Here is a 12,012-nt window from a genome sequence, read left to right as displayed (position 1 = left end):
TCCTTGTCCAGTGGCGTGTACGCCACACAGATGACGGCCCGGCGGCTACTTCCCGTACCCCGCTCGGCGTAGCGCGTCGGCGAGTGCGCCGCTACCGCCCGCGCCCGTACCACCACGACCCTTGTCCTGCTTGCCTCGCTGCTGGCTCTGGGCCCTGCCGCGCTGGTTCTGGTTCGGCTGACGGCCCCGATCTCCGCCGCCCTGACCACCCTGGCCGCTCTTCGCGCGCCGCTGGTCACTGGTCTTGGCGCCGGGCTCGTCATCGAGGCGCAGGGTCAGCGAGATCCGCTTGCGCTCGACGTCCACCTCGAGGACCTTCACCTTGACCACGTCACCGGGCTTGACCACCTCGCGCGGGTCCTTGACGAAGTTGTGCGACATCGCCGAGACGTGGACGAGCCCGTCCTGGTGCACGCCGACGTCGACGAAGGCGCCGAACGCCGCGACGTTCGTGACGACGCCCTCGAGACGCATCCCCGGCTCCAGGTCCGTGACCTTCTCCACGCCGTCGGCGAAGGTGGCGGTACGGAACTCCGGCCGTGGGTCGCGACCCGGCTTCTCCAGCTCCTTCAGGATGTCGGTGACGGTCGGCAGCCCGAACGTGTCGTCCACGAAGTCGTCAGGGCGCAGCGTCTTGATCGCGCGGGAGTTGCCGATCAGCTCGTGCGTGGCGGTGCCGGCCGCGGTAACGATGCGACGCACGACCGGGTAGGCCTCGGGGTGCACGCCGGAGATGTCCAGTGGATCGTCGCCGCCGTTGATCCGCAGGAAGCCCGCGCACTGCTCGAAGGCCTTGGGGCCGAGGCGGGAGACCTCTTTGAGGGCGAGCCGGGTCCGGAACGGCCCGTTCGTGTCGCGGTGGTTCACGATGTTCTCCGCGAGCCCGGTGCCGATGCCCGACACCCTGCTCAGCAGCGGGGCCGACGCGGTGTTGAGATCCACCCCGACCGCGTTCACGCAGTCCTCGACCACGGCGTCGAGTGAGCGGGAGAGCTTGAACTCGGCCAGATCGTGCTGGTACTGCCCGACGCCGATGGACTTCGGGTCGATCTTCACCAGTTCGGCCAGCGGGTCCTGCAGGCGGCGGGCGATCGACACCGCGCCCCGCAGCGAGACATCCAGCTCGGGCAGCTCCTGTGAGGCGAACGCCGACGCCGAGTACACCGAGGCGCCCGCCTCGGAGACCATCACCTTGGTGAGCTTGAGCTCGGGCCGCAGCGCCACCAGCTCACCGGCCAGCTTGTCGGTCTCCCGCGACGCTGTGCCGTTGCCGATGGCGATGAGCTGGACGTTGTGCTCGCGCGCGAGCCGCTCCAGCACCACCAGCGCGTCGGTCCACTTGCCCTGCGGCTTGTGCGGGTAGATCGTCTCGGTCGCGACGACCTTGCCGGTGTCGTCCACCACCGCGACCTTCACCCCGGTGCGGAAGCCGGGGTCGAGCCCCATCGTCGCCCTGGTGCCCGCGGGGGCCGCGAGGAGCAGGTCGCGCAGGTTCGACGCGAACACCCGCACCGCCTCGTCCTCGGCGAACTGCCGCAGGCGCATCCGCAGGTCGATACCCAGGTGCAGGAGGATCTTGGTCCGCCACGCCCAGCGCACCGTGTCGTTCAGCCAGCGGTCGGCCGGTCTGCCGAGGTCGGCGATGCCGAACCGCGCGGCGATGTCGACCTCGTACTCGCTCGGCCCGGCCTTGAGCGCGTCGGCGTCCTCGCTTCCGTCGGTCGGGTCGGTGGTGAGGTCGAGGATCTCCTCCTTCTCACCACGGAACATCGCGAGGATCCGGTGCGACGGCAGCTTCGGGAACGGCTCGGCGAAGTCGAAGTAGTCGGCGAATTTCGAGCCCTCGGCCTCCTTGCCCTCGCGCACCTTCGAAGCGAGCCTGCCGCGCGACCACATCTTCTCGCGCAGGTTCCCGATCAGGTCCGCGTCCTCGGCGAAGCGTTCGACCAGGATCGCGCGCGCACCGTCCAGTGCGGCGGCGGCGTCGGCGACACCCTTCTCCGGGTCCACGAAGACGGCGGCCGCGGCCTGCGGGTCGGTGTCCGGGTCGCTCAGCAGGCCGTCGGCGAGCGGCTCCAGACCGGCCTCACGGGCGATCTGTGCCTTCGTCCTGCGCTTGGGCTTGTACGGCAGGTAGATGTCCTCGAGGCGGGCCTTGGAGTCGGCGGCGAGGATCTGGGCCTCGAGCGCGTCGTCGAGCTTGCCCTGCTCGCGGATGGAGTCGAGGATCGTCGCGCGGCGCTCCTCCAGCTCGCGCAGGTAGCGCAGGCGCTCCTCCAGCGTGCGCAGCTGCGTGTCGTCGAGGGTGCCGGTCACCTCCTTGCGGTAGCGGGCGATGAACGGCACCGTGGACCCGCCGTCGAGCAGGTCGACGGCCGCCTGGACCTGCCGTTCCCGGACGCCGAGTTCCTCGGCGATCTTCCGGTGGATCGACTGCCGTACAGCTTCCGCAGACACCGCCACGTCCTGTCCCACTTCCTCAGATCCCGCTCTCTCGTTCGCGTTGCACGCCGTCGCAGAATTGTGCACCGTCGGCCTGCCGGGAAGAACACGGACCTGTGCGGCATCATCAGGGCATGGCCGACTATGACATCAAGCCGCGCAGCCGTGAGGTCACCGACGGGATCGAGCGGGCCGCCGCCCGCGGAATGCTCCGCGCTGTGGGCATGGGGGACGAGGACTTCGCGAAGCCGCAGATCGGTGTGGCTTCATCGTGGAACGAGATCACCCCGTGCAACCTGTCGCTGCAGCGGCTCGCAGAGGCGAGTAAGCAGGGCGTGCACGCGGGCGGCGGATTCCCGATGGAGTTCGGCACGATCTCGGTGTCCGACGGGATCTCGATGGGGCACGAGGGGATGCACTTCTCCCTGGTGTCGCGCGAGGTGATCGCCGACTCCGTGGAGACCGTGGTCGAGGCCGAGCGCCTCGACGGCACCGTGTTGCTCGCCGGGTGCGACAAGAGCCTGCCCGGCATGCTGATGTCGGCCGCGCGCCTCGACGTGGCCTCGGTGTTCCTCTACGCGGGCACGATCCTGCCCGGCACGGTGGACGGCGAGGAGGTCACGATCATCGACGCCTTCGAGGCCGTCGGTGCCTGCGCCCGCGGGCTGATCTCCCGTGAGCAGGTCGACAAGATCGAGCGCGCCATCTGTCCTGGTGAGGGTGCCTGCGGCGGGATGTACACGGCCAACACGATGGCCTGCGCGGCCGAGGCGCTGGGGATGTCGCTGCCCGGCTCGGCGAGCCCGCCCTCGGTGGACCGCAGGCGGGACGGCTTCGCCAGGGCCAGCGGTGAGGCCGTCGTGGAGATGCTGCGTTCCGGGCTCACGGCGCGCGCCATCATGACGAAGGAGGCGTTCGAGAACGCCATCGCCGTGGTCATGGCGCTCGGCGGTTCCACGAACGCCGTGCTGCACCTGCTGGCCATCGCGCACGAGGCCGAGGTGGAGCTGACCCTCGACGACTTCACCCGGATCGGCGACCGGGTTCCGCACCTGGCCGACGTCAAGCCGTTCGGCAGGCACGTGATGACCGCGGTGGACCGCGTCGGCGGCGTACCCGTGGTGATGAAGGCGCTGCTGGACGCCGGGCTGCTGCACGGCGAGTGCATGACGGTCACCGGCCGTACGGTGCGAGAGAACCTGGACGAACTGGCGCCGCCGGAGCTCGACGGCTCGGTGATCCGCAAACTGACCGACCCCATTCACCCGACCGGCGGGCTGACGATCCTGCACGGCAGCCTGGCCCCCGAGGGCGCCGTGGTGAAGAGTGCCGGATTCGACTCGGCGCGGTTCGAGGGCACGGCCAGGGTCTTCGACGGCGAGCAGGCCGCGATGGACGCACTCGCCGAGCTCAAGGCCGGTGACGTGGTCGTCATCAAGAACGAGGGTCCGCGCGGTGGCCCGGGGATGCGCGAAATGCTGGCCGTGACCGGCGCGATCAAGGGCGCGGGTCTCGGCAAGGACGTGCTGCTGCTGACCGACGGCCGCTTCTCCGGTGGCACGACGGGGCTGTGCGTCGGGCACGTCGCGCCCGAGGCCGCCCACGGTGGCCCGATCGCGTTCGTCCGCGACGGCGACCCGATCGTGCTCGACATGGAAAAGCGCACCCTCGACGTCGAGATCGACCCGGCGGAACTCCAGCAACGCAAGGAAGGCTGGCAGCAGCCGGAGGTCCCGCGCCGCACCGGCGTCCTGGCCAAGTACGCGAAACTGGTCGGCTCAGCAGCCAACGGCGCCGTAACCTCCTAACCCCGACTTTGCAGTTTCAGGGCCCGAGTTTGCAGTTTCGGCGGCCGACTTTGCAGTTTCGGTGCGCGAGTTTGCAGTTCCGTCGCGGCTCCCGTTCCCGCAGGTCAGCCCCTGTCGGACCCCGCTGGTAGTCAGGTATCCAGCGGTGGTCCGCGAGGGGCGGGCCCACGGGAAGGGGAGCGGCGATGGTGAAGGTTCTGGTCGCGACATCGGCGATGCAAGGTACCCGCGACAACGACTACAACTGGTGCATCGAGGGGGAGTTGGTGCTGCTCCTTCCGGTGTGCCGCCGAGACCGCGAGGATCCGGATGGCGGCTGCGGCTGCGGTCGCGGGTTCGCCGGGATGAACTCGCATCGGGCGACGACAACCGCGATGGTGCGGACGCTGGCCGGCTTCAGCCGTGCGGACTATGCCGAGGCCGTGCGGTCCAGTTTGGAGGCGCAGGGATACAACCATCATGCGGCGCCCCGGTTGACCGACTACCTGCTCGACGTGGTGGAGGACCTGCCCGACGGTGTTGTCGTGGAGAAGCGGCTCGACGACATCCAGCTCAGGCAGGTGCCAATGTGAACGTTTCTCCCCGGACTGGGGGCCTCGCGCTCAGTCCTCCAGGTCGCCCTCCAGCCGGAGGTAGACCTCACGCATCCGGTCGAGCAGGTCGGGGTCCGGCTCGGCCCACAGGCCGCGGTCGGCCGCCTCGTTCAGGCGCTCGATGATGCCGCGCAGTGCCCAGGGGTTCGCCGACGCCAGGAACTCCTGGTTCTCCGCGTCGAGCACGTAGGACTCCGAAAGCTTCTCGTACATCCAGTCGTCCACCACGCCCGCGGTGGCGTCGAAGCCGAACAGGTAGTCCACAGTGGCCGCCAGTTCGAAGGCGCCCTTGTAACCGTGCCTGCGCATCGCGGTGAGCCAGCGGGGATTGACCACCCTCGCCCGGAACACCCGCGCCGTCTCCTCCGAGAGCGAACGGGTACGCACGGCGTCGGGCGTCGTGCTGTCGCCCACATAGGATGCCGGCGCACTGCCGGTCAGCGCACGTACCGTGGCGATCATGCCGCCGTGGTACTGGAAGTAGTCGTCGGAGTCGGCGATGTCGTGCTCGCGGGTGTCGGTGTTCTTCGCCGCCACCACGATCCGCCGATAGGAGTTCTCCATGTCCTCCCTGGCCGGGGCGCCGTCGAGGTCGCGGCCGTAGGCGTAGCCGCCCCAGACCGCGTACACCTCGGCGAGGTCGGCGTCGTCGCGCCAGTTGCCGGAGTCCATCAGCGGCAGCAGGCCAGCGCCGTAGGAGCCGGGCTTGGAGCCGAAGATCCGGGTGGTGGCCCTGCGCTGGTCGCCGTGGCGGTCCAGGTCGGCGCGCGTGTGCGCCCGGACGTAGTTCTCCGACTCGGGTTCGTCGAGCCCGGCCACCAGGCGCACCGCGTCGTCGAGCAGGTCGATGACATGCGGGAACGCGTCTCGGAAGAAGCCGCTGATCCGGACGGTCACGTCGATTCGCGGCCTGCCGAGTTCGGCGAGCGGAATCGCCTCGATGCCGGTGACCCTGCGCGAAGCTTCGTCCCAGCGCGGCTGCACGCCGAGCAGCGCCAGCACCTCTGCGGCATCGTCGCCGGAGGTCCGCATCGCGGACGTGCCCCACACCGACAGTCCCACCGAGCGCGGCCAGTCGCCGGTGTCCTCGCGGTAGCGGCGCAACAGCGAGTCGGCCAGAGACTGGCCGGTCTCCCAGGCGAGCCTGCTCGGAATCGCCTTCGGATCGACCGTGTAGAAGTTACGTCCGGTCGGCAGCACGTTCACCAGGCCGCGCAGTGGCGAACCGCTCGGGCCTGCGGGAATGTACCCACCGTCCAGCGCGTGCAGTACCGCATCGATCTCCGCCGCTGTCCCCGCGAGCCGGGGTACGACCTCGGTGGCGGCGAACGCCAGCACCCTCGCGACGTCGGAATCGCCCTCGCCCTGCAGCACTTCCGCGCAGACGGCCGGGACGGCCTCGGGGGACCAGTCGCGGGTCTCCATGGCCTGCACGAGTGCGTGCGCCGTGCTCTCCACAGCGTCCACATCGGACATCGGCGCGTTCTCTTTCAGCCCCAGCGCCGAGCGCAGCCCCGGCACCGCACCCTGCTGTCCGCCCCACATCTGCTGGGCACGCAGGATCGACAGCACCAGGTTCACCCTAGCCTCGCCGACGGGAGCAGCGCCGAGGATGTGCAGGCCGTCGCGGATCTGCGCGTCCTTGACCTCGCACAGCCAACCGTCGATATGCAGCAGGAAGTCGTCGAACTCCGCGTCGTGCGGCCGCTCCTCGACGCCGAGGTCGTGGTCGAGCTTGGCCGCCTGGATCAGGGTCCAGATCTGCGAGCGGATCGCCGGCAGTTTGGCCGGGTCCATCGCCGAGATGTTGGCGTACTCGTCCAGCAGCTGCTCCAGCCGCGCGAGGTCGCCGTAGCTCTCTGCCCTGGCCATCGGCGGGATCAGGTGATCCACGATCGTGGCGTGCGCCCGCCGTTTGGCCTGTGCGCCCTCGCCGGGGTCGTTGATCAGGAAGGGGTAGATCAGCGGCAGGTCGCCGAGTACCGCATCCGGTGCGCAGGACGCCGAGAGCCCCGCGGTCTTGCCGGGCAGCCATTCCAGCGAGCCGTGCTTGCCGAGGTGCACCACGGCGTGTGCGCCGAACTCCTCCTCGAGCCAGCGGTAGGCCGCAAGGTAGTGATGGCTCGGCGGCAGGTCGGGGTTGTGGTAGATGGCCACCGGGTTCTCGCCGAACCCGCGCGGCGGCTGGATCATCAGCACCACGTTGCCCGCCTGCAGCGAGGCCAGCACGATCTCGCCTTCCGGGTCGTGGGAGCGGTCCACGTACAACTCACCCGGCGGCGGCCCCCAGTGCTCCTGCATGGCCGCGCGCAACTCTTCCGGCAGCGTCGCGAACCACTCGCGGTAGCGCGTGGCGGGCACCCGGATCGGGTTGCCGGCCAGCTGTTCCTCGGTCAGCCACTCGGGGTCCTGCCCTCCCGCGGCGATGAGCGCGTGGATCAGCGCGTCCCCGTCCGGCTGCGGTGTGCCGTCGGGCAGCAGCGCGCCGGTCGGCTCGACACCGGGGAACGCGTCCGGCCCGAGGTCGTAGCCACGGTCGCGCATCTGCCGCAGCAGTTCGACGGCGGATGCCGGGGTGTCCAGCCCGACCGCGTTGCCGACGCGCGAGTGCTTTGTCGGGTACGCCGAGAGCATCAGGGCGATCTTGCGGTCACCGGGCGGGGTGTGCCGGAGGCGGGCGTGCGCGAGTGCGATCCGGGCCACCCGGCCCGCGCGTTCGGCGTCGGGGACGTAGCGGGGGAGGCCGTCGTCATCCATCTCCTTGAACGAGAACGGCACAGTGATGAGCCTGCCGTCGAACTCCGGCACCGCCATCTGGTTCCCGGCGTCCAACGGGGAGAGACCCTCGTCGTTGTCCTGCCAGGTGTCGCGGTCGCTGGTCAGGCAGAGGGCCTGCAGGATCGGGATGTCCAGCGCCGCCATCTCGGCGACGTCCCACGCCTCGTCGTCGCCACCGGCCCCCGCCTCCGACGGACGGGTGCCACCCGCGGCGAGGACGGTGACCAGCAGTGCGTCGGCCTCGGCGAGCGCGGCCATCATCTCCGGTTCGCGGGAGCGCAGTGAGGCGCAGTAGATGGGCAGCGCCCGGCCGCCCGCCGCCTCGATCTGCGCGGCGAGAGTCTCCACGAACGCCGTGTTCCCGGACAGGTGATGCGCCCGGTAGTAGAGGATCGCCACCACGGGCGCGTCCTGCCTCGCCGCACTTTCCCGGGAAAGCGTGCCCCAGGTGGCCTGCTCAGCAGGTGCTTCGAACCCGTGCCCGGTCAGCAGGAGGGTGTCGGAGAGGAAGTGGAACAGCTGCGTGAGGTTCTCCGGGCCGCCCTGGGCCAGGTACACGTGCGCCTGCGTGGCGATGCCCGCCGGGGTGGTCGAGAGCTCCATCAGTTCCGCGTCCGGGGCCTGCTCGCCGCCGAGCACCACGGCGTGCTTGCCGCTCGCCCGGATGGTGTCCAGGCCCTCCTGCCACGACTTCGGCGAGCCGAGGATCCGCACGATGACGATGTCCGCCCCGTCGAGCAGGCCGGGCAGGTCGGCGAGGTCGAGCCGGGACGGGTTGGCCAGGCGATAGTCGGCACCGCTGCCGCGGGCACTGAGCAGGTCTGTGTCCGAAGTGGACAGCAAAAGGATCACGCGCGCGAATCTCCTCTCCGGGGAGTCCTCGCCCCGGGTGGTGAATACGCGCAGGCGGGAGTTCCTGGCTCCCGCACGTGAGTGCGGTGACAGTGGCGGGTCCGCCCCGGAATCGCACCGGGTTCCTCCACTGCCTGCGCGTAGGGTCGTCGTTCACTCTCCGGCTCGCGCACCCGGCCGTCAAGGTGACGCGCGCCCCCCGAAGTGCAAACTCGGGCCCCGGATCTGCAAACTCGGGCCCCGGAACTGCAAACTCGGGCCCCGGAACTGCAAACTCGGGCCCCGGAACTGCAAAGTCGGGTCAGGCTGTGCGTTCGGCGCCGCCGATGCGGGGGAACGGGGTGGTGGAGAAGATCACCTCCACCTGGACCTCGAAGTACTCCGCGATTCGCAGGGCCAGGTAGAGGCTGGGGCTGTACTCGCCCCGTTCCAGGTAGCCGACCGTCTGGTAGTGGACACCGAGTGCCTCGGCCAGCTCGCGGCGCGAGATCCCGCGTTCGGCGCGCAGCATCGCGATCCGGTTGTAGATCGTCTCGCTCATCGCCGTGTCACCTGACCTGCTGCAAAGCTTTCTCCCGCCGCGCCGCGACGGCCGAACCCGATTCCCGTCGTGCCATCCTGCGCAGCACGATCGGCGCCAAGGCGTATCCGATCACAGCCCAGATCCCGAGCACGCCCAGGGTCTCCAGGTGCCGCCACGACTCGCCGATCTCCACGGCGGCCATCGAGTCCGGCAGCAGCGCCGAGCGCATACCGAGGCCGAGCCAGTAGATCGGGAAGATCTGGCTGAACCCCTGTACCCACTCGGGCAGCGCGGTGATCGGATAGAAGATCCCCGAGATGGCGGTGAGGATCGAGAACGGCAGCATCACCAGGCCCATGCTGCGCGGGCTCGGCATCAGAGCACCGATGATCGCGCCCAGCGGCATCGTGGCCAGCAGGCCCACCGCGAGTACCCACACCAGGGTCAGCCATGAGGTCAGGCCGCCGGTGGCCAGGCCATCGAACAGGAACAGGCACGGCACCAGGGTGAGCAGCAGCCCGGACACCGCGTAGGCGGAGGAGGAGACGACCCTGCCGACCAGGTAACCGCGCATCCCGTTCGGGATGGCCTTGGCCCGCAACAGCGTTCCGTCCTCCCGGTCCACGCTCAGTCCCGCGGCGATGCCCACGACCCCGCTGAACACCAGGCTCATGCCCAGCACGCTCGGGACGGTCATGGTGCCGAGGGAGAAATCCGTCCCGGGCACGGTGGAACCGCGCATGAGCACCATCACCACGATGAAGATGGTCGTGAAGACGAGCGTGCTGCCCAGGTCCTCGCTGTTGGTCAGCATCTGCCGGGACTCGACCTTGCCGCGGGTGATCCCGGCGCGAATCGCGTTCAGTGTCGGGTTCATGCCACGTGTCCTTCCAGGGGCTGCGCGTCGCTGTTCTGGACCGCGAACACCTGCGCGGCCGCTTCGTCGTGGCCGGACTCCGCCTGGCGGACCATCGTCACGTACGTGTCCTCCAGGGAGGCCCTGCGCACCTCGAGTTCGCCGATCGCGTCGCCGTACTGCTTGAACAGGTCGTGGACGAACTGCGTCGACTCGGTCGAGGAGTGCACGAACCGCTGCCCGTCCCTCGTCCAGCGGACTTCCGCCGCGCCTTCGACCTGCCTGCTGAGCGCGTCCGCCGAGCCGTTGGCGATGATGTTTCCGCCGGACAGAATCAGGATCCGGTCGGCGAGTTTCTCCGCCTCGTCCAGGTCGTGGGTGGTGAGCAGGATGGTGGTCTCCTGGTCGTCGGCGAGCCGGGCGACCAGATCGTGGAACTCGCGCCGGGCCTCCGGGTCGAAACCGGTGGTCGGCTCGTCGAGGAACAGCAGTTCGGGCCGGCCGACGATGCCGATGGCGACGTCCAGTCTGCGGCGCTGCCCGCCGGAGAGCTGCTTGCTCTTCTTGTTCGCATGCTCGCTCAGGCCGACCGCTTCGATCAGCTCGTCCGGGTCCCACGGCCGCTGTCGCTGCTCTGTCGAGTAAGGCGCGTAGAAGCTGCCGAGGTGGGCCAGGAGTTCCCGGATGCGCCATTTGCTGTGGTCGCGCCAGGATTGCAGGACGATGCCCAGCTTGGCCCGCCACGCCTCGTCGCCGTCGGCCGGGTCGACGCCGAGCACGCTGACCTCGCCTGCCGAGCGCCTCCGGAAGCCTTCAAGAATTTCGATGGTCGTCGTCTTGCCCGCACCGTTGGGACCGAGAAGCGCGAGCACCTCGCCCTTATGCGCCTGGAATGTCACGCCGCGCAGGACATCCTTGGCGCCGTAACGCATGCGCAGATCACGGACGTCCAACGCGAGTTGATCGGAAAACTTCATTACCCCCACCTAAGATCCGATGTATGCCCCGAAAGATAGCACATGTACTACATCTGGTTGCAGGGATATTGAGGGTGATGGGTTGCTGTCCCTGTTGAAATCAGAGTCGCTTGGCGGCGCGGAAGGCCTTCGAGTAGAGCCCGTTCTGGTCCAGCAGCGACTTGCCGCCGTAGTCCCCGAGGGTCGGACCGTTGGCGAGTTCCCGGCTGGACACGATCCGATGGTGGCCGTCGCTGTCGAGGCCGAGATAGATGCCGGAGTGATCCACTTGGGGGCCATCGTACGGGTCGAGGTTGAAGAACACGAGGTCTCCCGGTTGGAGGCGTGTGTAGCTGGTGGCTCGTTGCCCTGTGTCGGCGATGACCTGTGCACCGGGACCCAGTTCGGACATGGCCCAAGCACGTCGCGGCAGGCCCTCTCCCGCAGTGTTCGAGCCGCGCAGTGGGTAACCTGCCCTGTAGCCGTACACCAGCCTGAGATATCCCGAGCAGTCGACCGACCCATATCGTTTGGGCGTTGCCGACTTCGTCACCCCGTCCGGGAACGACCACGGCACACCCAGGTAGTCGTAGAAATCCGAGGCCTCGAGCCTGCCCTCGGCGCTGTCCGGGCCGAACGTCGCGTCCCCGATGTATCGCAGATCCTGTTCGTTCCGCTCGTCCGAGGTGCCGATGACGTAGTCCATGGCGAAGGCGAGAATGTCCGGGCGTTCGTCATCGATGACACTGTCCAGCCAGGGACGGAACCATTCCTCGTCCTCGGCGCCCGCGCGCCACGGCTGGGGGGCGAGACGGACCCATACGGTGGTGGTGACCGAGGCATCGGTGTGCTGGGGCTCAGTGAACGTGCGTACGGGTCCTTGGACCGCGACGGAGCGGGCGTCGTCGGTGAAGGTGGCTACGAGCGCTCCCGATGCCGCGCGTACTAGCGTCCTCGCCGGATCGGATATGCGTTCGAAGGTGTAGTCCTTCGACGCACGAGCCGCGCCCTCCGACCTACGAGCCGTCCCCTCTGACGCACGAGCCGCCCCTTCGTGGGCGGAGATCACGGTGATGTCCGTTTGCGCCTGGTCCTGCCGAGCCAGGTACACGGCCGTCGTTCCCGATACCGCGATCACCGCGACGAGCAGCGCGGTCCTGAGACTTCTGGATCTGCGATGATTGCTGCGCACGGTCGCCTCCGG

The 12,012-nt window shown here is 68.9% G+C and carries 8 protein-coding genes and 1 riboswitch; of the genes, 2 read left to right on the top strand and 6 right to left on the bottom strand.

Annotation, left to right across the window (positions count from 1 at the left end; all coding sequences use genetic code 11):
- Positions 1-45: 45 nt before the first annotated feature.
- A complete protein-coding gene (locus tag D0C15_RS08440) occupies positions 46-2,463 on the bottom strand; it encodes a Tex family protein (protein WP_425455368.1) in 2,418 nt (805 codons plus the stop codon).
- A 113-nt stretch (positions 2,464-2,576) separates the two neighbouring features.
- On the opposite strand from D0C15_RS08440, the gene ilvD reads away from it, so the two are divergent.
- Together ilvD and D0C15_RS08430 are read left to right on the top strand one after the other, a co-directional pair.
- Positions 2,577-4,250 (top strand): dihydroxy-acid dehydratase, encoded by a 1,674-nt coding sequence (gene ilvD / locus D0C15_RS08435; RefSeq protein WP_116042522.1) that lies wholly within the window; start codon positions 2,577-2,579, stop codon positions 4,248-4,250.
- Between the two features lie 185 nt (positions 4,251-4,435).
- Positions 4,436-4,822, top strand: coding sequence for a DUF7715 family protein (locus D0C15_RS08430; RefSeq protein ID WP_116042519.1), 387 nt, complete (start codon positions 4,436-4,438; stop codon positions 4,820-4,822).
- A gap of 30 nt (positions 4,823-4,852) precedes the next feature.
- Here D0C15_RS08430 and cobN read toward each other — a convergent pair whose 3' ends face one another.
- The 5 genes from cobN to D0C15_RS08405 all read right to left on the bottom strand — a co-directional run bounded on the left by cobN (position 4,853) and on the right by D0C15_RS08405 (position 12,000).
- Complete coding sequence (cobN, locus tag D0C15_RS08425) at positions 4,853-8,473, bottom strand: cobaltochelatase subunit CobN (protein WP_116042517.1); 3,621 nt, start codon at positions 8,471-8,473, stop codon at positions 4,853-4,855.
- Positions 8,474-8,509: 36 nt separating this feature from the next.
- A riboswitch (cobalamin riboswitch) is annotated at positions 8,510-8,626 on the bottom strand.
- Positions 8,627-8,774: 148 nt separating this feature from the next.
- On the bottom strand, positions 8,775-9,014 hold the full coding sequence (locus D0C15_RS08420) for a helix-turn-helix transcriptional regulator (protein WP_116042514.1): 240 nt from the start codon (positions 9,012-9,014) through the stop codon (positions 8,775-8,777).
- Between the two features lie 7 nt (positions 9,015-9,021).
- Positions 9,022-9,873, bottom strand: a complete 852-nt coding sequence (locus tag D0C15_RS08415) for an ABC transporter permease (RefSeq protein WP_116042512.1) — start codon at positions 9,871-9,873, stop codon at positions 9,022-9,024.
- A complete protein-coding gene (locus D0C15_RS08410) occupies positions 9,870-10,829 on the bottom strand; it encodes an ABC transporter ATP-binding protein (RefSeq protein ID WP_116042510.1) in 960 nt (319 codons plus the stop codon). The genes D0C15_RS08415 and D0C15_RS08410 overlap by 4 nt, the downstream gene beginning before the upstream one ends.
- Before the next feature lie 100 nt (positions 10,830-10,929).
- A complete protein-coding gene (locus tag D0C15_RS08405; protein WP_116042507.1) occupies positions 10,930-12,000 on the bottom strand; it encodes an NlpC/P60 family protein in 1,071 nt (356 codons plus the stop codon).
- Between the last annotated feature and the right edge of the window lie 12 nt (positions 12,001-12,012).

It is taken from the genome of Amycolatopsis palatopharyngis (genome assembly GCF_003385185.1).
Lineage (GTDB): Bacteria > Actinomycetota > Actinomycetes > Mycobacteriales > Pseudonocardiaceae > Amycolatopsis > Amycolatopsis palatopharyngis.
The sequence above is the reverse complement of the archived record's forward strand: the minus strand, read 5'-3'. Positions and strand labels throughout refer to the sequence as shown.

Excerpts from the sequence above, each read along its gene's own strand:
- D0C15_RS08410 (WP_116042510.1), bottom strand. The coding sequence starts at position 10,829 with ATGAAGTTTTCCGATCAACTCGCGTTGGACGTCCGTGATCTGCGCATG.
- ilvD (WP_116042522.1), top strand. The coding sequence starts at position 2,577 with ATGGCCGACTATGACATCAAGCCGCGCAGCCGTGAGGTCACCGACGGG.
- D0C15_RS08430 (WP_116042519.1), top strand. The coding sequence starts at position 4,436 with ATGGTGAAGGTTCTGGTCGCGACATCGGCGATGCAAGGTACCCGCGAC.
- D0C15_RS08415 (WP_116042512.1), bottom strand. The coding sequence starts at position 9,873 with ATGAACCCGACACTGAACGCGATTCGCGCCGGGATCACCCGCGGCAAG.
- D0C15_RS08420 (WP_116042514.1), bottom strand. The coding sequence starts at position 9,014 with ATGAGCGAGACGATCTACAACCGGATCGCGATGCTGCGCGCCGAACGC.